Source organism: Bradyrhizobium sp. BR 10289 (assembly GCF_019455385.1).
GTDB lineage: Bacteria > Pseudomonadota > Alphaproteobacteria > Rhizobiales > Xanthobacteraceae > Bradyrhizobium.
The window spans coordinates 16,497-39,896 of sequence record NZ_JACOFR010000022.1; the positions used below are offsets into that span (position 1 = coordinate 16,497).

Here is a 23,400-nt window from a genome sequence, read left to right on the forward strand (position 1 = left end):
GCGGGTCGGCAGGGTCGATGTCCCTGCTTCCGCACTTTGACCGCGATCGTCAAGGGCGGGAAAGGTGGAAGCGATCAGCGCTCCCGTCGGCCGGAATATCAATGATCCGCGCGCGAGGAGATCAGGCGAATAATCCGCGCCACGGCAGACGGGATCGGTGCGATGACGGGGACAGTGAACATCGGCTGAAGCGCGCGCGCAGCTTCGCCAAGCGGTCCGCCGCCGATGATGACAGCCTCCGCGCCATCCTGCGCGATGCAGGCCTCCACCGCACCCGCGAGCGCGGCCTGCAGCCGCGCCGGATCCCGCATCAGCTCCTCTGCGTCGCCGTCGGCGAAACGGGTGCCGGTATAGAGCGATCGCAATCCCAGCGTTTCGGGCAGGGCGTCGATCTTCGCACCCAGCAGCGGCGTCGTGGTCGCCACGCCGAAGCGGCGACGGCCATTGTCCGCAGCCGCCAGCATCGCGGACTCGCCGATGCCGACCGCGGGCAGGCGCGATGCCGCCTTGATCCCGGCAAGACCGGGATCGCCGAACGCCGCGACGATGATGCCGTCGCATGCGGCGCTGCGAGCCAGCGCGATCTCCTCGACTTCGGCCACAGCTGCCTCCAGCGCCTCGGCCGAGACGATCATCGCTGGCGCACGACTTGCCGTTGCGCCGACGATGTCGAAGCCGTCGCCGGCGGCGGATCTCGCGATCGCGACCATCATCGCCGTGGTCGCTTCATTGCTGTTGGGATTGATCAGGAGGATGCGGCGGCCGGCCATGCTATCCGCCCGCCCGTGCCCGCGCGCCGATCTCCTGGAAGATCGCGGTGAGCTCGTCGACCTCGTCCTTGTCGTCCCGCGGCGTGATGCGCTTCTCCATCTCCTCGATGTGATGACGCATGGCATGGATCGCGCCGGCCTTGTCCTTTGCGAGGATCAACGCGCCAATATCAGGATGGGCGTCGGGCGAGCAATCCGGCTCGCCGGGCTGCTCGAAGGTCGCGATCGCCAGAGAGGTCCGCAGCATCAGCTCGCGCGACATGTCGAGCAGCACCTGGTTGCCCGCGAGCTTGGCGACTAGGATATGGAATTCGGCAGTCAGCGACAGCGAGGCCCAGCGGTCGTTGCGGTCATGCCTGGCCTCGAGCTCCATATGCGCCTTCAGCTCGGCCTTGCCCGCCTTGTCGAGCCGATCGATCGCGGCAGCGACAGCCGCGGTCTCGATGATACGGCGCGCCGCAAAAATGTCCTGCGCCTCCTCCCAACTCGGCCGGTAGACGAAGGCGCCGCGGTTCGGGATCTGCATCACCACTTTTCGCGAGGCGAGATGCGACAGCGCCTGGCGGATGTGAATCCGCGTGGTGCCGAAGGCGCTCGCGAGCTTGTCCTCGCCGAGCTTGGCGCCGGGCTTGAGCCGCTTCTGGCTGATCGCCGTCAGGATGCCCTGCACCACCGGATCGTCGTCGACGCTGCGCGGGTCGACGGCTTCCGGCACCACGCGCTTCGGTTCGGCACGCTTCGCCTTGCGCTTGAGATGACGACTTCGCTTCATGCCCCGCTTTTACAGGATTCCCGGATGTTGCCGCAGCCCATTTTTTGTACAAACCGGGCAGAATACTGTTTACAATACAAGCATTGTATTGGCGCCAATTTTTGGCGCCTAACAATTAATACAGCAGCTGCAACGCCTTAGCCGCGAGACCGCGCTGGCACAGCGATTGCTAACCCTCCTCGCGCAGGACAACGCGAAGGATGGAGCAGACGTTGAGTGACGGGCGCGGGCATTCGCTCGATCTGAAGGGCATCGGCCACGCCTTCGGCGCGACGGTCGCGCTCGACGAGATCAATCTCGCTGTTGCAGCCGGTGAGCTGATCGCGCTGCTCGGTCCGTCCGGCTGCGGCAAGACCACGATGCTGCAGATCATCGCCGGCTTCCTGCGCCCGTCGAAGGGGGAAGTCCGCTTCGACGGCGCGCGGGTCGAGCACATCCCCGCCAACCGCCGCCGCATCGGCATGGTATTCCAGAACTATGCACTGTTTCCGCATCTCACCGTGTTCGAGAACGTCGCCTACGGCTTGCGGGCGCGCAAGGCCGCGAAGGACGTGGTCGCGGCGAAGGTCGAGCAGATGCTCGGCCTCGCCCAGATGGCGGCCTATGCGCGACGGCTTCCGGGCGAGCTCTCCGGCGGACAGCAGCAACGCGTGGCGCTGGCGCGCGCGCTCGCGATCGATCCGGGCCTCGTGCTGCTCGACGAGCCGTTCTCGGCGCTCGACAAGAATCTGCGCCTCGACATGCAGATCGAGATCAAGAGCCTTCTGAAGACCTTTGGCGTCACCTCCATCATTGTCACCCACGACCAGGAGGAGGCGCTGTCGATGGCCGACCGCATCGTCGTGCTCAATAAGGGGCGGATCGAGCAGATCGACAGCCCCGATGCGCTGTACGACCGTCCGGCGAGCCTATTCATCTCCAGCTTCATCGGCCACACCAATCTGCTGCGGGGAACCGTCACCGAAACCGACCGCGTGCAGCTCGATGCAGGGCCGGAAATCGACCTCGGTCGCTCCGTGCAGCGTCGGCGCGGCACGCCGGTGACGATCTCGGTGCGACCGGAAAACATCGCATTCGGCGCAGAACGCCCGGGCGCCATCCCCGTCACCATCCGCGCCACCGTCCCGCTCGGGGCCGTCAGCGTCACCGAGGGCATCACCGCGAGCGGTGAAGCCGTGAAGATCAGCCAGGCGCGTGCGGCCGGCATCGCGAAGGCGCAGACCGGCGACGCGGCCTGGCTCTCCATCAACGACACCTCGCGCGTCAGCGTTTTCAGCACGCCGATCGACGATCTTTCAAAACATCAGCAAAGGAGCGTTTGATATGAGTCTATCACGGAGATCGCTGCTCACCTCGGGTTCGGCCGCGCTGGCAGCGGCAAGCCTGGGCTGGCCGACATCGTCGCGCGCGGCGTCCTCGATCGTGGCGACGACCTATCCCGGCAGTTTCGACGAAGCGTTTCGCGCGGTGGTCGGTCCGGCCTTCAAGAAAGGCAGCGACGGCGGCGTCACCTTCACGCCGCTGCTCGGCGTGGACCAGATCGGCAAGATCCAGGCCTCGCGCAACGCCCCGCCTTTCGACGTGGTGCTGTTCGACGAGGGCCCCTTGATTCCGGCGATCGCCAGCGGCGTGCTGGAGAAGTTCCCGGCCGAGCAGTCGAAATCCTTTGCCGACGTTCCAGCCGCATTCCGTCATCCCGACGGCTACGCGCCCGTCATCACCTGTCAGTTGATCGGCATCGCCTACAATCCCAAGAAAATCACGACGCCGCCGACCTCGTGGGAGGATCTCTGGAAGCCGGAATACAAGGGGCGCGTCGGCATCACCGGGCTCGGCTCCAGCCTCGGCACCGCCTTCATGGTCGAGATCGCCAAGCTGAACGGCGGCTCGGAGACGAACATCGAGCCGGCTTTCGAGGCCATCAAGAAACTGCTGCCGAATGTCGGCGCGATCGCCGCTTCGCCCGGCGCGCTGGCGGCGCTGTTCCAGCAGGGCGAGATCGATATCGCCTTCAATTTCTGGAACAACGTGGCGCTGCTCGCCGCCAAGGGCGTCGACATCGCCTTCGCCAAGCCGAAGTCCGGCGCCGTCGTGATCCGCACCAGCGCGCAGATCGTCAAGAACAACCAGGACCCGAAGGCGGTGCTCGACTATCTCGACACGGTGATGTCGGTCGAGACGCAGAAGGGGCTGGAAGCCGCGCCCTGGGTGATGATGCCGACCAACAGCAAGGTGGCGCTGACAGGCGCGAACCTCACCGTGGCCAAGAGCGTCGATGATCTCGTCGCCAACAATGTCCTGCTCGACTGGACCAAATTCCAGGCGATGCGCGGCGAATGGATCACCCGCTTCAGCAAGGAAGTGAAGATCTAGATGAACCCGGCCGGCACGAGCGCATCAAGAGAGATGCTGCCGGTGGTCCCGCTGGCGGCGCTGTTCTTCGCCGCCTTCGTGCTGCCGCTGATCGCGCTCGTCGCGGTCAGCCTGTTCCGCACGCCCGAGTTCGCAGATCTCTCGCCTGCTCAATACCTGCGCTTCTTCGCCGATCCCTTCAGCATCAAGGTGCTGACGGATACGCTGTGGCTGGGCGCAGAGGTCGCGCTGGCCACCCTGATCCTCGCCTACCCGCTCGCGCTGGTTTATGTCGCGAGCGGCCCATTCATGCGCACCCTGATCACCTTCCTGATCATGCTGCCGCTCTTGACCAGCACGGTGGTGCGCACCTTTGCCTGGATCGTCATTCTCGGCCGCGACGGCATCATCAATTCGGCGATGCTGTCACTCGGGTTCTGGCAGGCGCCGGCGCGCTTGCTCTACACCTGGCAGGGCATGGTGCTCGCGCTGACCCAGATCCAGCTTCCCCTGATGGCGCTGCCGGTGATCAACAGCCTGCTGCGGCTCGACGGCAATCTGACGCGGGCAGCGGAGGGGCTCGGCGCAAGCCGCGCCCGTATCTTCATCACCGTTATCCTGCCGTTGACCCTGCCGGGCGCCATTGCAGGCTGGCTGCTGGTCTTTGCCGCGGCTGCAACCGCCTTCATCACCCAGACGCTCGTCGGCGGCGGACGCATCATCCTGATGCCGTCCTACATCTACCAGCAGGCGGTCGGCGTGCAGGACTGGCCGTTCTCGGCCGCGCTGTCGCTGATCTTCACGCTGGCTGTGACCGGCATCGTCTTTGCCATCGGCGCGCTGTCCCGCCGCTATTTGCGAGGCGTCGATGCAGCGTAGTTTGATCGATCGCGTCTATTCCGGCGTCGTCGGCGGCATCACCGGATTCGGCATGCTGTTGCTGCTCGCGCCGACGATGGTCGTCCTCGTCATCTCCTTCACCGGCGGAATTACCCTGAAATTTCCGCCGCCGAGTTGGTCTCTGCGCTGGTATGTCGAGCTGCTGCAATCGCGGGAGATCATCGAGCCGGCGCTGACCAGCCTCAAGGTCGCAGCGGCCGCGACCATACTCTCCGCCGTGCTGGGCGGCGCGGCGGCGCTCGGGCTTGCACGCAGCAAGCTCAAGATGGCGCGCGTACTGGATGCATTGTTCATGTCGCCGATGGTGCTGCCCGCAATGGCATTCGGCCTGTCGTTGCTGCTGGTCTTCAACCTGCTCGGCATCCGCCTGTCGGCGGCAACGCTGGTGCTCGGCCACACCATCATCTGCGTGCCCTTCGTGATCCGGATGGTCGGCGCCTCGGTGCAGCAGCTCAATCCGGTGCTGATCACCTGCTCGCTCAGCTTGGGAGCCAGCCGCTGGTACACTTTCCGCCGAATCACGCTGCCACTGATCCGGCGCGGCATCGTCGCAAGCTGCTTCGTTGCGTTCCTGACCTCGTTCGACAATGTGCCGGTGTCGCTGTTCCTGGCCGACGCGCGGACCGAAGTGCTTCCGATCAAGCTGTGGGCCATCCTCGAAGGCAGCCTCGACGTGCGCGTCGCCGCCGTCTCCGGCGTCATCGTGCTGGTGACGCTGGCCGGCCTCGTCTGCGCCGAAATCTTCGGCGGTGTCAGCCGCCAGATCGGGAAAGGCTAGCCATGCCGATCGAGCGCGATCTTCGCGGCTATGGACGGGCACGCCCCGAGATCATCTGGCCCAACGGCGCCCGCGTCGCGGTGTCGCTGGTGGTGAATTTCGAGGAAGGCGCCGAGCTCGCCGTCGAGCAAGGCGATGCCGAAACGGAGCGCTATGGCGAGGTCGCTTCGACGTCGCCGCCGGGCGTCCGCGATCTCGTGCAGGAGCAGGTGTTCGACTACGGCATGCGCGCCGGCCTGTGGCGCTTCCTCGACGCTTTCGCTGACGCCGGGATCCGCTCGACCTTCATGATGTGCGGCCGCGCGGTCGAGCGTGTGCCCGATCTTGCCCGCGCAGTTGTCGAGGCCGGGCACGAGCCCGCCGTGCACGGCTGGCGCTGGCTGCCCCACGGGCTGTACGGCGATGCCGAGACCGAGCGCCGCGATATCGAGAAGACACGCGACGTCATTGCGCGCGCGACGGGCGTGACCCCGGTCGGCTTCATGACGCGCGGCAGCCAGAGCGCCTGGACGCGCGACATCCTGATCGACCTCGGCTTCGCCTACGATTCCAATGCCCTCGATGACGACCTGCCCTATTGGAGCCGGTCACCGCAGGGGTCGATGCTGATCCTGCCCTATGGCTTCGACACCAACGACATGAAGTTCTTCCATCCGAACGGGTTCGTGCAGCCGGAGGATTTTTCGAGCTACGTCGCCGCGGCGCTGGCGACGCTGATCGAGGAGGCCGGGCGCGGCCGATCATCGATGCTCTCGATCGGCCTTCACCTGCGCATCTGCGGCCGGCCCGCGCGCTTCCGCGCCGTCAAAGCCATTCTCGCGGAACTGGCGCGGCTGGAGGACCGCGTCTGGATCGCAACACGCGCCGACATCGCGGCGCATTTTCGTGCAGCTGCCAGTATTTCCTTGCGCTAGGCCGCGCGCACGCCGGCAACGAAAGCGCTGACCTCGTTCTCCAGCGACTGCAGCTTCTGGGACAGGCGGCCGCTCGATTGCAGCACGAGGCCGGCGGCCTGGCCGGTCTCGGCTGTCGCATCGGTGACGCCGGAGATGTTGTGCGAGACCTGGTCGGTGCCGGAGGCTGCCTCCTGCACGCTGTGGGCGATCGCCTGCGTCGCGGCGCCCTGCTCCTCGACCGCGGCTGCGATCGACGAGGAGATCTCGTTGACCTCCATGATGGTCTTGCGAATGCTTTCGATGTTGCCGACGACCTGGTTGGTCTCGGCCTGGATCGCGGTGATCTGCGCGCCGATCTCGTCGGTCGCCCTGGCGGTCTGGCTCGCCAGCGACTTCACTTCGCTTGCGACCACGGCAAAGCCCTTGCCGGCTTCCCCGGCGCGCGCGGCTTCGATGGTGGCGTTGAGCGCGAGCAGATTGGTCTGCGAGGCGATCTGGTTGATGAGGTCGATGACCTCGCCGATTTTGTGCGCAGCGGCGGCAAGACCCTGCACGGTGTCGTTGGTGCGCTGGCCGTCGGCGGCGGCCTTGTCGGCCACGGAAGCGGCCTGCGCAACCCGCTGGCTGATCTCGGTGATCGAGGCCGACAGCTGGCCGGCGGCGGAGGCCACCGTCTGCACATTGCTGGAGGCCTGCTGGCAAGCGGTCGCAACGAAGCTGGCGCGGTCGGTCGCCTTGTTCGCCGTCTCCGACATGCCCTGCGCGGCCTGCTGCATCGCGCGCGCCTCGCTGAAGACGTCGCGCACGACGGCCTGCACGCTCGCCTCGAACTTGCCGGCGAGATCGGCCATGGTCCTGCGCTTCTCGTCGTCGGCCCGCTGCTTGGCTTCCTGCTGCTCGGCATGCATCCGGCCCACGGCCGACGCATTGTCCTTGAACACCGCGAGCGCCTTGGCGAGGGCGCCGACCTCGTTGTTGCGATCGGTGTAGGGCACCTCGAACGCGCTGTCGCCGGCGGCGAGGCGCTCGGTTAGCGCGGTGATTCTTGCGAGCGGCTTGGTGACGCTGCGGCCGATCACGAAAGACGCCGCCAGCACGAGCACGAGCACGGCGAGGCACACCAGCGCATAGGTCATCGCGTCCTGCCGGAACACGGCGTCGACGTCGTCGAGATAGATACCGGTGCCGATGATCCAGCCCCAGGGCGCAAAACCCTTCACATAGGAGATTTTCCCGACCGGCTGATCGAAACCGGGCTTCGGCCAGAGGTAACTATAGAAGCCCGCGCCGTGCTTGTTGACGACGTCAACGAAACCCGAGAACAGCCGGTTGCCGGTCGGGTCCTTCATGTCGGAGAGATCTTTGCCGTCAAGCTCGGGCTTGATCGGATGCATGATCATCTTCGCTTTCATGTCGTTGAGCCAGAAATACTCGACCCTGTCGTAGCGTAGGCTTTTGATCTCAGCCATCGCACTGGCCTGCGCCTGCTCGCGCGAAAGCTTCCCCTCGCTTTCGAGCTTCTGGTAATGCGCCAAAATGCCGTAGCCGACATCGACCATGTGCTGCGTCTTGGCCTGACGGTCGGCGATCATCTGCGTGCGCAGGGTCGACAGCGCGATCGGCGCCAGCGCGATCATGCCGAGAAGGCTGATGCCGACAATCAGGACCAGCTTGAAACTGATGCGGGAGAAAATCATCGGGACTCGCAATTTTTAGCGGGCTGATATGCCAGTTTATCCCGTTCGCCTTAGCAAACCTTTAAGCATTCGGGTTCCCGAAATTCCGTAAATTCAGCGGGCGCCTGGGCGACGATCGCCTGCATTCCCTGTGAGCGCACTTTAGAATTCGTCGACATTCACACCTCTGCAAAATCTAGAAGACCTCGATATCGGCCTTCCCAGCGTTGACTTGTGGGAGCCTCCGGCGGAACGATCGGCGCAGATAGTCTACGCTAGGCTCGAAGCTCCATGCATCAATCGACATCCACCAAATCGCTCGACCTTCCCGCGCTTTGTGCGGCGGAGCGGCTTTTCGTCTGGGGCTTCCGCGCCAAGGCGCGCAGCGGAACGGCCGTTCCGACCGCGGCCGACATCCAGCAGGTCTACGATCATTTTCGCGTTGGCGATGCCGTGCCGTCGCTGGAGTCCATCATCGAGATCTTTGCCTGCACGGCGCACACGCCGATCGAGGTTCATTGCCCGACCTGTCCGCGCATGTCGGAGAGCGAGCATGGAATCTTGCACGCCATCGCCGCGGCCCAGCAGGACCGCCTCGACGTCGCACGAGAGCAGTTCGAAAGCTGGCTGCCGCCGGTCGGCGCGGATTGGGCGCTGGCCCCGGTCCGGGGTCTCGCAACGATCTTCCGCATGGCTGGCCTCATCCTGCCCGACCGGCGCGTTCAATCATTCCACCTCGGGCGGACGATGGCGATGAAGAGCTGGTTCGTTGGAAGCCCCACACTGCACTGACGGGTTGGCGGTGATGCAGGACGCGCGCGGTTCTGTGGCAGTCCCGGAGACCGGCGAGCCGCCGCTCTGCCCGCTGCGAGCGGCGCTTGCGACGCGCCCATGCGTCGAACATTACGATGATTTCTGCCGCGTCGCGCTATCGCTGTTCCGCTTCATCGGCGCTGCCTATGCGACCGGCGCCTCGGATTGCTGGGAGGCGGCGTATCGCTTCGCCGACGAAGCGCCCGATATCGCCGACAGTCCGCTGCTGGTCGCGCGCGTCGCTGCGCTGGTCAGGATTTTGCGCAGCGGCCGGCCATGCGAGCTGTGCTTCATGCCGCCGTCGTGCAAGCGCCTGTCGAAGGACGAAGCCCAGCTGATGCGGCTGCTCGCCGTCGCGCGCAGCAAGCAGGCTGGCGAGCTCGAAACCATCGTGTGTCAGCTCGTCGGCAGCGGGAACGAGATCGCGACGACGCGCGCCGTCACCGCGCTGGCCTTGTGCTGACGCTTTGACCGGTTCTACTCGCAAAGTGAGCCGCCCTGCGCTATCGACATCGTCGTGGCGGCGCAGTGCTCGATGTCCGCCATGAAACCTCCAGACGGCTCCAGCGATCACCACCGCTGGGGCCGTCGTTCTCGTGCCAATAGCTAGTTGCCCGTCTTGTCCAGCACGAGATCGATCGTGTGCGCCGCGATCTTGCGCAATTGAGGCTCATCATCGAACGCGCGTTCGAGCACGGCAAGACCGCGCGTGACCGTGATGATATGCAGCGCCGCCGTCGCAGGATTGCCGTTGAATTCGCCCCGCGCGGCGCCCGCCGTCAACGTCTCCTGAACCAGCATGGTGATGCGCGAGAGGAGATTCGCGAAGGCCTGACGCGCGTCCTCGTCCAATCCTTCGCCCTCCGTCGCACCTAACTCCATCAACCCGCGCGTGGTCGGACATCCCCGCGGCGGCGAGCCGGAGCGGAAATTGGTGATGGTGAGGTCGAAGAACGCGGTAAGGCGCTTCCGCAATGTGCCGGTAGCGAGCGCCTTTTGCAGGGCGAGGAGATAGTCGCCCGCATAGCGTTCATAGGCCTGAAGGAACAGCGCCTCCTTGCTGCCGAAGGCATTGTAGAGGCTGCCGCGCTGGACACCGGCGTCGCGCGCGATGTCCGACAGCGAGGTGCCGCGCACGCCCTTGCGCCAGAACTGGTCGAACGCGATGCGCAGGACGTCGTCGTGATCGAACTCGCGTGGTCTCACATCCAGCTCCCCGGAGCGTATTTGACACTGCGTCAAAAACATGCTTCCTCGACATCGTGTCAAAAACTAATTGGGATCGATAGCCCGTTTCGTCAACGGGCCGAACGGCAGGCGCTCGCGATGCGCCCTGGCCGATCGGCTTCGCATGCAAAGGGACCAGCTCATGCCTCTGCTTCACATCTCGATGCGCGCCGGCAAGCCCGAGGCGTACCGGCAGGCGATCCTCGACGGCCTCTATCGCGCCATGCGGGAGGCGCTGAACGTGCCGGAGGGCGACGAGTTCATGACCATCAGCTAGCTCTCGCCCGCAAATTTCCGCTGCGGCAATGCCTACGGCGTCAACCGCAGCGACGATGCCCTGCTGATCCAGATCACCGTGTTTGCCTCACGCACGCCCGGGCAGAAGAAGGCGCTGTACCGACGCATCGCGGAGCTGCTCGGCGAGAACCCCGGCATTCGCCCCGAGGACGTGTTCGTGAATGTGCTGGATGCGCCCGCGGAAAACTGGTCCGTCGGAAACGGCATTGCGCAATTCGCGTAGAGGCCGACGTTCCGCCTGTGCGCGGAACGCTATCCGCCGGCGACACAGATCTGCATGATCCCGTCGAGCTCTGCCTTGGAGAGAACTCCGAGCTCGGCGATGAAGACGATCCGCGACCGCGGCCCGCCAGGTGCCGGCGCATCGCCCGGTGCGAGCGTGGCGCGACCGGCGGCGAATTGAAACACCATCTGGCGTCCGGGCTGCTCGCTCGTCTCGAACAGGCCCTTCGCGCGCGCCAGCTTTGGTGCCAGACGGCCGATGGCCTGTTGCAAGTGCGGCAGCGACAATGGCTGGTCCGAGGTCCAGCTCAGGGTCTCGAACCGTTCCTCGGCGGGGCGTTTCGGCCCCGGCTCGCGCGGCGCGGGCGCGCGGTCGACGGTCGCGGGAAACAGCAGCGCGGACGGAAGCTCGCCGTGTTTTGCATCGACCACCACGGCCGGGACGCGCTGCGCGCGGATGGCCTCGCGCATCCGGCTACCCGCACCCTCGTCCGTCAAGTCCAGCTTGCTCAAAGCCACGATGTCGGCGACGCGGAGCTGCGAACGATGCAGCGCGTCGTCGAAGGCAGACGGCGGCGTGGCTGAGTCCATCACGCAGAGCACCGTCTCCAGCGGCGCCTCGCGCAGGATGACGGGGTCCATCAAATTGCGGACGATGTCGGAGGGATCGGCGATGCCGCTGGTCTCGATGACGATGTATTCCGGCTTCGGATCGCGCCGCAGCAGCGTCGAGAGCGTGCGAAGCAGATCGCCTTCGAGCGAGCAGCAGATGCAGCCATTGGCGAGGCTGACCACGCCGTCGCTCGCACCCGCGATCAGCTCCGCATCGATGTTGATCGCACCAAAATCGTTGACGATGGCGGCGATCCGCCGCCCCTCCGCATTCGCCAGCAGATGGTTGACGACCGTGGTCTTGCCAGCCCCCAGAAAGCCCGTGACCAGGAGAATGGGGACCGGCATGGATCAGCTCTCGACGACGGGACGGCGCACCGGCTTTCCGGGCCGCGCCGCCACATCGAGTACGCCGTCGCTGATCAGCACCTCGCCGCTGACGACCAGATGCCGCACGCCCTCGGACGCCCGGTTCATCGCCGTGAAGGTCGCGCGGTCGGACAGCTTCTCGTAGTCGAACACGACGATGTCCGCATCGGCGTCCTTGGCGAGCCGGCCCTTGGCGCGCATCGCAGGCGTGCTCTGCGACAGAATCTCGGCCGGGATCAGCGCGCATTTGCGCACGCCTTCCAGCAGCGACACCGCCTTGCGCTCGCGCACCCATTCGCGGATGAATTTTGTGAAGCAGCCGGCCGAGCGCGGATGCGAGGTGGCGTCGTCCGGCAGCGGCCAGGCATCGCCGGTGTAGGTCTTGCCGTCCGAGGTCGTCCACGGCATCGCGTCGGATGCAATCGCGCCGCCGGGATAGAGCACCGACATGTCGAGCAGATCGCGGTGATGCGCATTGTGCTCGGTGTCGAGGATGTGCCAGAGCACCAGCGAGGACGGCTCTTCCGCCTGCGCCTTCAACAGCTCCTCGCGGTCGTGGAAGCGGTAGCCGTCGGTCACGCGCTGCACGGAATCGTAGCCGGTGCCGTTGCGCTCGACGAATTGGGGATCGCTGAAGAAGGCGGCCGCCAGCACGGTCGAGCCGGTGCCGTAAGGATAGGCCTCGACCGTGATGGGCAGGCCCTGCGCCTGCGCCTTCTCGACCAGAACGCGGCAGCGCGCGATGTCGGTCTTGCTCGACGAGTTGAAATGGCAGATGTGCATATGCGCGCCGGTGGCGCCGGCATAGCCGATCAGGCGAATATAGGCTTCCACCGCGCTTTCGGGGTCGATGCGCGACATGAAGGCGACGTGGGTGAAGGTCGGCACGTCCTTGGCGGCGGCCAGCTGGCAGACCGCGGTCAATTCCTGCACGCCGGCACCCGGCGCATAGGCGTTCAGGATGCCGATGCCGATGCCGCCCTCGTCCAGACCGCGCGACAGACGCTCGAGGACGCCGGCGACCTCCGCGTCGGTCGCAACATTGTCCATCCAGCGGCGGTCGCGCATGGCGTTGCCGAACGCTTCCAGCGAGCTCTCCGCATTGGAGCCCGTCATGGCGCCGATGCGTGCAAAGGCCCAGTTGGTCGCGGCGCCGTAATTCAGCACGCGCCCCTCCCGCGCCTGGCGCTCGTACCAGGATCCGACCGGCAGCACGCCGGCTTCGAGATCGAGCGTCGTCGTCACGCCGTCGAAGGCCTGCATGCGGTCGGCCGGGATCGACTGGCCGTGCGCGTGCAGGTCGATGAAGCCGGGCGCGACGACGAGGCCGGTGGCGTCGATCACCCGCTCGGCGCCGCCGAGGCCCGTGCCGACAGCCGCGATCTTGCCGTCGACCACCGCCACGTCGCCAATCGCGTCCATTCCACTGGCGGGATCCACCACCCGGCCGCCAGAGAGTACCAAACCGCTCATATCGTCACTCCGAAAAGCTATTGCCAAGATCTCCAAAGGCCCGGCGGCCGCTTCGGAGGCGCGGGCGCATAGTGCAGATTTTGGGGTGAACGACCACCACCGTGGATGCCGATGCAGCATGCTTGTGAGGGAGGCCGATGCTCGCTAGTGGATAGATAGCGAGAACGATACATCTTAAGGTCGCAAGTATCTTGCCCCCATGCTTTCGCAGCCTTGCGGCATGATTGCCGAGTGCAGCTTCGCATTGGCTCCTCTTGCAAAGGCGCAGCGGTTCGATACCGGCAAGTATCGAGTCATATCTGACGGATCAGTCCTTGTGAGGCGCCGGGCCTGACAGTCAACACTTGAGCACTCAGGGGCCAACCCCGCATGCTTGACCTAGTCCGACGCAACCCGTCCAGCGTACTGCCTGCCTAGAGCGCTCACTTCCTCGCGTCAGTTCTCAACGCCGAGCAATTCGCCGGACCTTTGTCGGCTCGGCGTCGTCTTTTGCTGCTGTTGCTGATCGAGCTTCTGCCGTTGCCCATCAGACTTTAGCCTGCCATCAGGAACCTCATACTTGTCGACCTTTTCTTCTGGAAGCACGTACCGCCGGCCAGTAAGCATCGAATTGGTGATGCCATTTCCTCTCGGATAGAACGCATCCGTCGACTTGATGCAGGTGAGTTCGGGTGGATCAAGCCGCAGCTTCTTGAACTCGTCCTCGCGACTCCTCGCCTCGACCACGCAAAGTGCATAAGCTGCGCGCCACTGTGCGTTCAAGTCGTAGCCGCCTGCAACATCCTTCAGCACGTCAGCGACCTTTTTCTTTTGCGAGACTCTCGCTGTCGGGAAGGCCATGCTGATCTTCACCTTGTGTATGTCTGTGCGGGATCCCGCGAGATTCGCCGTAGCGCTCACAAGACGGAATTCTTTCGGAACCGGCGCGAGCGTCACCGCTCCGCCAGCCTTCCCGTCGAACGTCGTGGTGAATGTGAGTTCGTCGGTGAAGGTGTCCAGAGCTCCTTCCTGAACCGCAATCTTCAGGAACGAAGTCACCGCTCGCGCCAATCCGATCGTGCCGGTGATCGGATACACCGGACGGACGGGTTGAGGCTCGAATGGAGGACGGTCCGTCGGGGTATTTGGAAAGTGCTCGATAGAGCGGTCAATGTCATTGCAGAACTTCCACCACTTCTCCGTCAGAAGGCCTCCGAACTTGTCCTGGTTCTTGAAAGTGCGCTTGGCCTGTCTGGTCGCATTGGCGTTCCCGCCAGCGTTGAGATCGACCGTGCCTGCAGGGTTGAGCGTGGGCAATCGGAAGCCAACGCTCGCGTCGGCGTGATTGGTTTCCGTGATGTCGAAACTCCATTCGTAGGCAATCGCAATATCCATGTATTGCTGCCAATCGCCTTCCAGATCGATCTTGGGAAACCGCTTCTTCATCAGCTTCAAGTTAGCCGGTTCACCAATGGTGTTCGGGTCAATCCCCGTCACCGGCTTGTCCTCGTCTGCAAACCAGACCTCGACCTGATGGACGAGACCGAGCCTGAGCTCGCAGCGGGCGGCTGCCACGATCGCTTCCGTCGGGATCGGGGACACATCATCGACCAGCGGATGGATGGAGCAGCCGGCCAGCGCGGCCGCGGCGAAAATCGTGCAGATGCGACCACGCCCTAATTGACAGATCGACTTGGCGATACCCTTGCTCATAACGCCCCCACCGACTACTCAAAACACAACAGATCGAAAAAGCGCGGTCAGCCCGGACGTGTGCGCCGGAGGTCGCGGCTGGCGAACCGGCGGCGCCCTCCACAGGCCGTCGACACGGAGCGGTCTAGCCCGTCGCCGGGCTAGGGCCGCGCAAGCCTGCATCGCTGATCATTGTACCAAGGGCGGTCGAGCCCCACGGCGCACCATGCGAGCTCCAGGCCCAGATCATTTGCGATAATAGCGAAGTAGATCGGTCGCCAAGTCTTCACCGGTAGACTAATCGGCCCGATCGTGCCTTCGCAGAAACGGCGAGGCAGGCGATCTTGCGGCCAATATTTCCGAACAATCTCCTTCGCGCGCACGTCGAGTGCTGCGAAACCCGAAGCCCAATAGCTGCTGGGGTATTCAGCGATGATCCTGCCAAGCACCGCAGGATGATTGCACCGGGGCACGTCATGATACCTCGGTGGCGCCCACTCGCCTTCGGCCAACCGACCGGCGGACCAGGCGGCTGGCACGCACATCGCGCTTGCGGCAATGAAGCTCAGGGCCGCGGCTCGCGAGCATCGCGTCACGCGCCTGCATCCTTTAGGCACCTGCAGCAGAGGGATAATTGACAGGACAATCGAGAATATGAATCCCGTCCGTCTAAAAGCCGGCGACGCGGCTTCGACATATCTCAAATCGCGTGGCGTTGCCGCCAGACGCTGGCGTGTGGCCCCCATGTCCGCCCCCGCAGAACAATAATATCAGACTGCAAGTGCAGCGACAGGTTGTCAAGCGAGCCTCGCGCTACGCGCGGGCGGAACAATCAAATCGAGATCAGGGCAAGGCGGCATCGAGAAAATGGCGCTCCCTAGGGGAATCGAACCCCTGTTTCAGCCTTGAGAGGGCCGCGTCCTAACCGCTAGACGAAGGGAGCGTGAGGGCTAGCCAATAGCCTCGAAATTTGTCCGCCGCAAGGACCGAAGAGGCGTTTTACGGCTCATTGGCAAATTTCAGCTTTCCGGCCGGTTTCAGCGTGTGGGCATCGAAGGTGCGGATCTCGGTGACCCCGCCGATATCCAGCGTGACCATGAGGCGGTCGCCGGCGACCCCGGTCGCGACGATTTTGGCGCCCTTCGGCAGGGTGGCGGTGACGTCGCCGGCGGTCTCCACCGCCCTTCCCTCCGACTTGAAAAGGCGGTAGCCCACCGCGATCAGGACGGCGCAAATCGCCAGCGCCGTGGTCAACCCCGCGATCAGCATCATCCGCCGCACCCGCGCGAACAGCGCGGCCTGCTCGGGGCTCGGTTCGGGAATAGCGGTATCAGACGTCGTCATGGAAAATATGGGCTCTGCGCAAAGGTTGGAGGTTGTCGTCGAGGGCTCCGAGGGCTCGGCCCGGCTCGACCGCGTGCTGGCGGCGCACCTCACCGACCTGTCGCGATCGCGGCTGAAAGCCCTGATCCTGGCGGGCGCGGTCAGCCTGAAGGCCACCGCCGTCCGCGACCCCGCTTATCACGTCACTTCGGGCGATACGATCATAATCGACGTGCCGGAGGCGGCCCCGCCGGAGCCCAAGGGCGAGGACATCGCCCTCGATATCGTGTTCGAGGACGACGACATCATCGTCATCAACAAGCCGAAGGGGCTGGTGGTCCATCCCGCGGCCGGCCACGAGACCGGCACGCTGGTGAACGCGCTGATCGCCCATTGCGGCAGCTCGCTGTCGGGGATCGGCGGGGTGCGCCGGCCCGGCATCGTGCACCGGCTCGACAAGGATACCACCGGGCTGATGGTGGTCGCCAAGAACGACCTCGCCCACGCCTCGCTCACCGCCCAATTCGCCGACCACGGCCGCACCGGACCGATGCGGCGCGGCTACATGGCTTTTGCCTGGGGCCTGCCGGGCCGCCATCGCGGCACCGTCGATGCGCCGATCGACCGCCACCCGCATGCCCGCGAGAAAATGGCGGTGCGCCAGGGCGGCCGCGAGGCGGTGACACATTGGGAGCTGCTCGAGAGTTTTGCCGGCCGCGACGGCAAGCCGATCGCGGCCCTGCTCGCCTGCGAGCTCGAAACCGGCCGCACCCACCAGATCCGGGTCCATCTCGCCCATATCGGCCACCCCCTGATGGGCGATGCCGTCTATGGCCCACATTTCAAGACCAAGGCGAACCAGCTGGGCCCTGAGTCGCAAGCGGCTTTGACAGCTCTTGGGCGGCAGGCCCTGCATGCGTATCTGCTGGTACTCAAGCACCCCCGGACTGGAGAACTTCTCCACTGGGAGGCGGGCTTACCGGAGGATTTGCTTCTCCTGGAGAGTACCCTGAAAGCGGCGCTATGACGCAGGGGCTTTAAGAAAAGCGTTACATTACAAAAAGTTATAGCAGCCACACGGGGACGTGACGTCAGCAATCCTTCCCTTTTTGACCCCCGATAGGGTATATTGCGCCTGCGTTGGAAATGACCAACGGAACATCGCAGTCCGGCCGGCTTTGACACAGCGGTCGTCTGCCTGGTCCGCCGCTATCGGGGGCCTGAACCTAGGAGGGCTTCATCATGGCCCGTACCGCTGCTCTGCCGGTCCTCAATGGAGAATCCGGCCTTTCTCGCTACCTCGCCGAGATCCGCAAGTTCCCGATGCTGGAGCCCCAGCAGGAATACATGCTCGCCAAGCGCTGGCGGGAGCATGACGATCGCGACGCGGCGCACCAACTCGTCACCAGCCATCTCCGTCTCGTGGCCAAGATCGCCATGGGCTATCGCGGCTACGGCCTGCCGATCTCCGAGGTCGTCTCGGAAGGCAATGTCGGCCTGATGCAGGCGGTGAAGCGTTTCGAACCCGAGAAGGGGTTCCGTCTCGCCACCTACGCGATGTGGTGGATCAAGGCGTCGATTCAAGAGTACATCCTGCGTTCCTGGTCGCTCGTGAAGATGGGCACCACCGCGAACCAGAAGAAGCTGTTCTTCAACCTGCGCAAGGCGAAGAGCAAGATCAACGCCCTGGACGAAGGCGATCTGCGCCCCGACCAGGTGAAGGTCATTGCCAAGCGCCTCGGCGTGACCGATCAGGACGTGATCGACATGAACCGCCGCCTTGGTGGCGACGCGTCGCTCAACGCGCCGATCCGGGACGACGGCGAAGCCGGCGAATGGCAGGACTGGCTGGTCGACAATACGCCCAACCAGGAAGCCATGATGGCGGAGCACGAGGAATATGATCACCGCCGTGACGCCCTCAACGGCGCCATGGGTGTGCTCAACCCGCGCGAACGCCGCATCTTCGAGGCCCGCCGCCTCGCCGATGAGCCGATGACGCTGGAAGACCTTGCCGCCGAGTTCGGCGTGTCGCGCGAGCGCGTCCGCCAGATCGAGGTCCGCGCCTTCGAAAAGGTGCAGTCCGCGGTCAAGGGCACGATCGCAAGGCAGGAACAGGCGGCGCTGGAAGCCGCGCACTAAGCGCGAGGCATCAGCGGCCTGCGAATTGGCAGATCGATGAGAGACAGAAAGCCGGCGGAAACGCCGGCTTTTTTGTTGTGTGAGCCTCCGCATGGTCGCGAGTCGCGCCGGGGCGGCATCTTGAACGCAGGTGACGGCCCAACCGACCAAAGATGATCGGGCCACATCATCAAGAACGGACACGCGCCGTGTCGATCATTCTGCAATCCACCGTCGGCGGCTTTTCCGCCCAGTTCATGCGCAAGCTGCCGCTGGTCGAACAGGCGATGCGCGAGCACGGGCTCGAGCCGTCGGAGTTCGTGATCTCGAAGGACTACGCGAGCACAGCGACGATCCCGATCATGGGCCCGTTCTTCTTCAGCTACAGCGTCTTCTTCGGCGAGGAGACGTTCACCGTCACCGAGCCGAACGACATGGTGTTTCTGGATTACTTCCTCAAACGCGTGCTGGCTTCGGACGGCCCGCCGGAATTGCCGCGGCGGCCGGGACTGATGCGGCGGTTGTTCGGCTGGATGGCGGAGGCGGTGTAGATGCCCGTCATTCCGGATTCGCGTTACGGGCGCGCCCGCGGGACTACTCCCCCCAGGTCCGCGCCAGCGTCGCGAGCCAGCAACCCTCGCAATAACGAGCATCCTTGTAGTCGATCCAGTTGTGCGCATAGACGTGGTCGAGCGGGATGTCGTAGCGCGCGCGCAGCACCTTCACGAGGATCCTCCACGCCGCGACCTGCGCCTCGGTAGGGCCTGCCGTGACGTCGGGATAATTGCCGGCGAACTCGACGCCGATGGAAGTATCGCGCACCACCTGGCGGTAGGTCGATCGGTTGTCGATGTATTTGTTGTCGTTGCGGTTGGCGCCGTCGCCATGGGTCGGCACCAGGTTTTCGGCGACGGCCCAATACACGGTGCCGTCGGTCTCGACCCACACGGTGACGCCGCGCCGCGTCGGGTTCTTCGATTGCTCCTGCGCGCCGCCGCGGGCCGAACCTGCCGGTCCTTCGGTCTGGTGCACGATGATGTTGCGCCAGGCATGAGCCTTGGCGACATCGCCCCACGGCGCGAGCCAGACGATCTTCAGGCCCGGAATGTCCGGCGTGCCGGAGCTGCGCGCGAGCTTTGCGAACTCGGCGTCGGTTGCAGCGGCGGGGGTGATCAGAAAGAGCGCGCCAAGAGCGGCGGCGACAAGGCGGGGTATCATCATGCGGGTCCAGATGCGGACCCAGCCTAGCACGGCCTCAGGCGAATTTGCGCGCGGTCTCCGCACTCCCACCCGGATCGGGCGAAAGCGGCGGGGCCGGATCGTAGACGGCAAAATCGTTCTTGCCGTTCTTCTTGGCGGCATAGAGGGCGTGATCGGCATGCGCGATCAGACGGTCCGGGAATTGGCCGATGCCGCGGTCCCATTCGGCAACGCCGATCGAGATCGCGATCGGGATGTCCTTATCCGTACAGGCGGCGGCGTCCTGGCGGCAGGCCTCGAGCACGCGGCGGGCGATCGCGGCCGCCTCGCGCAGCGACGACGACGGCAGCACCACGCAGAACTCGTCGCCGCCGGTGCGGGCGAGCATGTCGCCGGGCCGCAGCCGCGTCTGCGCCATCAGGGTGAAGTGGCGCAGGCATTCGTCGCCCGCGGCGTGACCATGGGTGTCGTTGATGGTCTTGAAGCCGTCGAGGTCGATCACCAGCAGCGAGAACGGCTCGCCGCTGCGCTCCGAACGGGCGCATTCCTCGGACAGGCGCTGCAACAGATGCCGGCGGTTGGCAACGCCGGTGAGATCGTCGAGCAGCGCGAGGTCGGCGACTTCGTTGCGCAGCCGCTCGATCGCCATCAGCAGACAGGCGAAATTCCAGCCCATGGCCAGAAACACCAGGAGCAGGATCATCGCGGCCTGCAGGCCGTTAAAGTTGATCGCCGTGATGGCTCCGCCGTAGCCGACCAGCACCGCGCCGGAGCGGACTGCGTGGACGGCGAGTAGCAGCGTTCCCACGATCGCAGCGAGGCGGGCGCCGGGATTCTCCCGGCTCTTCTGCCTGCCGACCAGCAGCGGCAGCGTCAGCACGATCGGCGTCGACTGGGCCAGCGAGTAGATCACGACCCGCATCGCCATGTCGTCGGTGACGAGCAGGAAGAACGCAAGGCCTGCGCTGCACAGAAGAGAATGTCCGATCGCCACGGGCCAGGATGTCGGGCGGTGATAGAACCTTGCCACGCCCATGCAGGCGAGCCAGGACGAAAAGATCATGATGCCGCCGCCGCCGATCAACGGGAAGCCCGGATCCATCACTGCACGCAGCATCGAGACGGCCGCACCCAGGGCCCCCAGCACCGCAGATGCGGTCCAGTACCGCGCCGCCTCGAACTTCGGATAGGCGTGGGCGACATAGGCCCAGATCAGGCCCAGCGCCAGGAAGTTGATGATGATGACGGTCCAGAGTGTCGGCACGCTCAGCATGGCGACTGCGGGACGCGCATGGTCCCGCCCTCTTCGTTCGGCAACTGCCAGTTCATACCCGCCCCCGCTTTCTGGCGGAGAACAATGCGCGGAATGCACTTAACGGAACCTCACCGCGATCTGCGAAAGCGCGTGCTTGGTTTTGGATTCATGAACGCCCCGCGCGCGTTTTCGGATCGTTAGGCATGTCGCCCGCGACGCGCGCCGCGGCGCTACGATGCGGATTCGCGGACGAAAATCACCTGAAAATGCATCTGAGCTGTGGATAACGGGATGACACAGATGTGACGGCTGAGGGCAGACAGCTCCGAATCTGCTGAGTTTGCCATCGAGGATGTTGCGAGGCTGGCCCTCCGCCGAGCATCCCTCGTGTCGCGTTTAACCATGAACCCTTGAGAGGATACTATGGCTAAGAAAGCGAAGAAGGCGAAGAAGGCGACGAAGAAAAAGGCCAAGAAGGCCGCGAAGAAGAAGTAGCCAGCATGTTCTTTGCCCGGGTGGAGCCTCGCTCCGCCCGGGCGTCGGGTGAGACCAAGCGAGTTTGAAGATAGCGGGCGCGAGGCCCGCTTTTTTGTTGCCTTGCCTACCGCTCCGCAAACGCCAGCTTGGCGCCGAGCGCGGCAAAGCCTGCCGCAAAGCTGCGGCGCAGCCAGGCCATGACGCGGGGGCGGGAGATGACGCGCTCGCGCACCGACGCGGCGCAGAGCCCGTAGACCACGAACACGGCAAAGGTCATCGCCATGAAGGCGCCGCTCAGTTCGAGCATTCGCGCCAGCACGTGCGGCTCGTCCTCCGCGATGAATTGCGGCAGGAAGGCGAGAAAGAAGATCGACAGTTTTGGATTGAGGATGTTGATCAGGAAGCCTGTGACGATGACCCGGCCGCTCGAGCGCTCCTTGATCTCGCCCTCGACCGCGAGCGCGCCGGTTTCCCGCAGCGCCTGCCAGGACATGTAGAGCAGATAGAGCACCCCGCCCCATTTCAGCGCGGCGAAGGCGAGCGCGCTGGTGTGGAGCACGGCGGCAAGGCCCAGCATCGCCGCGACCATGTGCGGGACGATGCCGAGCGTGCAGCCGAAGGCGGCCGCGACACTGGCGCGCGAGCCGCGGGTGAGCGCCGCAGCCAGCGTGTAGAGCACGCCGGTGCCGGGCGAGGCGACGACGATGAGCGAGGTGAGCAGGAAGGACCAGGACATGGGCCGACCTTACCAGTCCGCCCCACGGCAAGAAAGCCGGATCACGGCCCTCGGCATGTCAGGGCAATTGCGCGATCTCGGCTTCGCGCAGCACGTCCAGCGGGGCCCACGGCTTGGCCCAGAATTTCGCACCATCGGGCAAGGGCTGCGCCAAGGGACGGCCGGAGGTGACGACGACGTCAAGCCGGGGATTGCGATCCTTGGCGACGTGCGCGAGCTCGACGCCATTCATGCGGCCGGCGAGCTGGACGTCGGTCATCATCAGGCAGAGCGCGCCGGCGTTCTTCTCCAGCACCCGCTCGGCCGCCTCGGCGCTTTCGCACTGGATGACGTCGTAGCCGCTCTCTTCCAGCAGGACACATAGCATCTCCCGCTGCATGAGGTCGTCCTCAACAATCAGCGCTGTGGCACGAAATGGCTTGGCTTGTCCCATCGACGGCTCCAATGCTTGCCCCGATAACGTATGTTAAAAGCCGGGGCCGGATCCGGTTCGGTTTCATTTCAAAAAAATGTAAATCATGGTTCCATGAGTGAGGGCTTGACGGGGGGACATCATGACGGCGATTCGCGGCGCGGCCGCCATCACGGGAGCAGCCAGCGGCATCGGCCGCGCGCTGGCCATCGAACTCGCAAACCGCGGCTGCGACCTTGCGCTGGCCGATCGCGACGAGGCCGGGCTGAAGACCCTTGCGGCCGAAATCGGGGGCGCGCGCAAGATCAGCGTGCATCGCGTCGATGTCAGCGAAGCCGCCGACATCGCGCAATTCGCCACTGACGCGATCACCGCGCATCCGCACCTCAACATCGTCATCAACAATGCCGGCGTGGCGCTGATGGGGACGTTCGAGGAGATCGACCAGGCGCAGATGGAGTGGCTGTTCGACATCAATTTCTGGGGCGTGGTGCACGGCACGCGCGCCTTCCTGCCGCATCTGAAGACGAGGGCCGAGGCGCACATCGTCAACCTCTCCTCGATCTTCGGCATCATCGCGCCGCCCGGACAATCGGCCTATGCCGCGGCCAAATTCGCGGTGCGCGGCTTTTCCGAGAGCGTGCGGCACGAGCTTGCGGTGGCGGGCAGTCCGGTCAAGCTCTCAGTGGTGCATCCGGGCGGCGTTGCCACCGCCATCGCACGCTCCTCGCGCACCGGGGTCGGCGTCACCGACAACGCCCGCCGCTCGCAAATGATCGAGCGGTTCGAGACTGCGGCGAGGACCACGCCGAAGGACGCTGCGCTGCGCATCATCAAGGGTGTCGAGAGGAACGAGCCCCGCATCCTGATCGGCAACGATGCAAGGTTCATGGACCTGTTGCAGCGTTTTCGTCCGGCGACGTATTGGGCACCGCTGCAGCGGAAGCTGGAGAAGATGGCGAAGAGGGCGTGAGGTCAGGGCGCAATGGCACCGCCACACCCACCGTTGTCATTCCCCGCGCAGGCGGGGAATCCAGTACGCCGCGGC

Annotated in this window: 23 protein-coding genes, 1 tRNA gene and 1 pseudogene; 12 read left to right on the forward strand and 13 right to left on the reverse strand. The window is 64.8% G+C overall.

The annotated features are described in order from the left end of the window. Window positions 1-98 precede the first annotated feature (98 nt). Both HYH08_RS28570 and HYH08_RS28575 read right to left on the reverse strand, forming a co-directional pair. Window positions 99-770 (reverse strand): aspartate/glutamate racemase family protein, encoded by a 672-nt coding sequence (locus HYH08_RS28570; RefSeq protein WP_220013169.1) that lies wholly within the window; start codon window positions 768-770, stop codon window positions 99-101. A 1-nt stretch (window position 771) separates the two neighbouring features. Next, window positions 772-1,542 carry a GntR family transcriptional regulator gene (locus tag HYH08_RS28575; protein ID WP_220013170.1) on the reverse strand — a complete coding sequence of 257 codons (771 nt, stop codon included), beginning with the start codon at window positions 1,540-1,542 and terminating at the stop codon, window positions 772-774. Window positions 1,543-1,742: 200 nt separating this feature from the next. Here HYH08_RS28575 and HYH08_RS28580 point away from each other — a divergent pair, with 200 nt between their 5' ends. The 5 genes from HYH08_RS28580 to HYH08_RS28600 are packed head-to-tail and all read left to right on the forward strand — an operon-like array spanning window position 1,743 to window position 6,486. Then, window positions 1,743-2,864, forward strand: a complete 1,122-nt coding sequence (locus tag HYH08_RS28580) for an ABC transporter ATP-binding protein (RefSeq protein WP_220013171.1) — start codon at window positions 1,743-1,745, stop codon at window positions 2,862-2,864. 1 nt (window position 2,865) lies between these two features. Then, on the forward strand, window positions 2,866-3,915 hold the full coding sequence (locus HYH08_RS28585; RefSeq protein ID WP_220013172.1) for an ABC transporter substrate-binding protein: 1,050 nt from the start codon (window positions 2,866-2,868) through the stop codon (window positions 3,913-3,915). Beyond that, window positions 3,916-4,773, forward strand: a complete 858-nt coding sequence (locus HYH08_RS28590) for an ABC transporter permease (protein ID WP_220013173.1) — start codon at window positions 3,916-3,918, stop codon at window positions 4,771-4,773. It abuts the gene before it with no gap. Further along, window positions 4,763-5,572 carry an ABC transporter permease gene (locus HYH08_RS28595; RefSeq protein ID WP_220013174.1) on the forward strand — a complete coding sequence of 270 codons (810 nt, stop codon included), beginning with the start codon at window positions 4,763-4,765 and terminating at the stop codon, window positions 5,570-5,572. The genes HYH08_RS28590 and HYH08_RS28595 overlap by 11 nt, the downstream gene beginning before the upstream one ends. Window positions 5,573-5,574: 2 nt before the next feature. Continuing rightward, window positions 5,575-6,486, forward strand: a complete 912-nt coding sequence (locus tag HYH08_RS28600; RefSeq protein ID WP_220013175.1) for a polysaccharide deacetylase family protein — start codon at window positions 5,575-5,577, stop codon at window positions 6,484-6,486. Here the strand turns inward: HYH08_RS28600 and HYH08_RS28605 are convergent. Then, window positions 6,483-8,165, reverse strand: a complete 1,683-nt coding sequence (locus HYH08_RS28605; RefSeq protein ID WP_220013176.1) for a methyl-accepting chemotaxis protein — start codon at window positions 8,163-8,165, stop codon at window positions 6,483-6,485. The two genes, HYH08_RS28600 and HYH08_RS28605, sit on opposite strands and share 4 nt — an antisense overlap. A 270-nt stretch (window positions 8,166-8,435) precedes the next feature. Between HYH08_RS28605 and HYH08_RS28610 the strand changes: the two genes are divergently transcribed. Beyond that, window positions 8,436-8,936: a hypothetical protein gene (locus tag HYH08_RS28610; protein WP_220013177.1), complete on the forward strand. Its 501-nt coding sequence runs from the start codon at window positions 8,436-8,438 to the stop codon at window positions 8,934-8,936. A 10-nt stretch (window positions 8,937-8,946) separates the two neighbouring features. After that, entirely contained in the window at window positions 8,947-9,420 is a 474-nt protein-coding gene (locus HYH08_RS28615) for a hypothetical protein (RefSeq protein WP_220013272.1), read from the forward strand. A gap of 143 nt (window positions 9,421-9,563) precedes the next feature. On the opposite strand, the gene HYH08_RS28620 is transcribed toward HYH08_RS28615, so the two are convergent. Then, window positions 9,564-10,163 carry a TetR/AcrR family transcriptional regulator gene (locus HYH08_RS28620; RefSeq protein ID WP_220013178.1) on the reverse strand — a complete coding sequence of 200 codons (600 nt, stop codon included), beginning with the start codon at window positions 10,161-10,163 and terminating at the stop codon, window positions 9,564-9,566. Window positions 10,164-10,326: 163 nt separating this feature from the next. Here HYH08_RS28620 and HYH08_RS28625 point away from each other — a divergent pair. Further along, a pseudogene (locus HYH08_RS28625) lies at window positions 10,327-10,704 on the forward strand (tautomerase family protein). 29 nt (window positions 10,705-10,733) lie between these two features. Here the strand turns inward: HYH08_RS28625 and HYH08_RS28630 are convergent. The 5 genes from HYH08_RS28630 to HYH08_RS28650 all read right to left on the reverse strand — a co-directional run bounded on the left by HYH08_RS28630 (window position 10,734) and on the right by HYH08_RS28650 (window position 16,172). Next, window positions 10,734-11,663: a CobW family GTP-binding protein gene (locus HYH08_RS28630; protein ID WP_220013179.1), complete on the reverse strand. Its 930-nt coding sequence runs from the start codon at window positions 11,661-11,663 to the stop codon at window positions 10,734-10,736. Window positions 11,664-11,666: 3 nt separating this feature from the next. Continuing rightward, a complete protein-coding gene (locus HYH08_RS28635; RefSeq protein WP_249782299.1) occupies window positions 11,667-13,157 on the reverse strand; it encodes an amidohydrolase family protein in 1,491 nt (496 codons plus the stop codon). A gap of 435 nt (window positions 13,158-13,592) precedes the next feature. Then, window positions 13,593-14,849 carry a Y4kA family protein gene (locus HYH08_RS28640; protein ID WP_220013180.1) on the reverse strand — a complete coding sequence of 419 codons (1,257 nt, stop codon included), beginning with the start codon at window positions 14,847-14,849 and terminating at the stop codon, window positions 13,593-13,595. A gap of 847 nt (window positions 14,850-15,696) precedes the next feature. After that, window positions 15,697-15,771: transfer RNA gene (locus tag HYH08_RS28645), tRNA-Glu, on the reverse strand. Window positions 15,772-15,827: 56 nt separating this feature from the next. Then, on the reverse strand, window positions 15,828-16,172 hold the full coding sequence (locus tag HYH08_RS28650) for a hypothetical protein (RefSeq protein ID WP_220013181.1): 345 nt from the start codon (window positions 16,170-16,172) through the stop codon (window positions 15,828-15,830). On the opposite strand from HYH08_RS28650, the gene HYH08_RS28655 reads away from it, so the two are divergent. The 3 genes from HYH08_RS28655 (at window position 16,171) to HYH08_RS28665 (ending at window position 18,823) form a co-directional block, all read left to right on the forward strand. Further along, the gene (locus HYH08_RS28655) at window positions 16,171-17,178 is read left to right on the forward strand and encodes an RluA family pseudouridine synthase (protein WP_220013182.1); all 1,008 of its coding nucleotides are present in this window, start codon (window positions 16,171-16,173) and stop codon (window positions 17,176-17,178) included. The two genes, HYH08_RS28650 and HYH08_RS28655, sit on opposite strands and share 2 nt — an antisense overlap. Before the next feature lie 215 nt (window positions 17,179-17,393). After that, window positions 17,394-18,293, forward strand: coding sequence for an RNA polymerase sigma factor RpoH (rpoH, locus tag HYH08_RS28660; RefSeq protein WP_057747064.1), 900 nt, complete (start codon window positions 17,394-17,396; stop codon window positions 18,291-18,293). 188 nt (window positions 18,294-18,481) lie between these two features. After that, complete coding sequence (locus HYH08_RS28665; protein WP_220013183.1) at window positions 18,482-18,823, forward strand: hypothetical protein; 342 nt, start codon at window positions 18,482-18,484, stop codon at window positions 18,821-18,823. 43 nt (window positions 18,824-18,866) lie between these two features. Here the strand turns inward: HYH08_RS28665 and HYH08_RS28670 are convergent, their stop codons facing one another. From HYH08_RS28670 to HYH08_RS28685, 4 genes are all read right to left on the reverse strand, one after another. Next, a complete protein-coding gene (locus tag HYH08_RS28670) occupies window positions 18,867-19,493 on the reverse strand; it encodes a peptidoglycan recognition protein family protein (RefSeq protein ID WP_220013184.1) in 627 nt (208 codons plus the stop codon). A 34-nt stretch (window positions 19,494-19,527) separates the two neighbouring features. Then, window positions 19,528-20,745, reverse strand: a complete 1,218-nt coding sequence (locus tag HYH08_RS28675; RefSeq protein ID WP_220013185.1) for a GGDEF domain-containing protein — start codon at window positions 20,743-20,745, stop codon at window positions 19,528-19,530. Window positions 20,746-21,328: 583 nt separating this feature from the next. Beyond that, a complete protein-coding gene (locus HYH08_RS28680) occupies window positions 21,329-21,940 on the reverse strand; it encodes a LysE family translocator (RefSeq protein WP_220013186.1) in 612 nt (203 codons plus the stop codon). 58 nt (window positions 21,941-21,998) lie between these two features. Next, on the reverse strand, window positions 21,999-22,373 hold the full coding sequence (locus HYH08_RS28685) for a response regulator (protein WP_220013187.1): 375 nt from the start codon (window positions 22,371-22,373) through the stop codon (window positions 21,999-22,001). Between the two features lie 121 nt (window positions 22,374-22,494). Between HYH08_RS28685 and HYH08_RS28690 the strand changes: the two genes are divergently transcribed. Then, complete coding sequence (locus HYH08_RS28690; protein WP_220013188.1) at window positions 22,495-23,325, forward strand: SDR family NAD(P)-dependent oxidoreductase; 831 nt, start codon at window positions 22,495-22,497, stop codon at window positions 23,323-23,325. Window positions 23,326-23,400 lie beyond the last annotated feature (75 nt).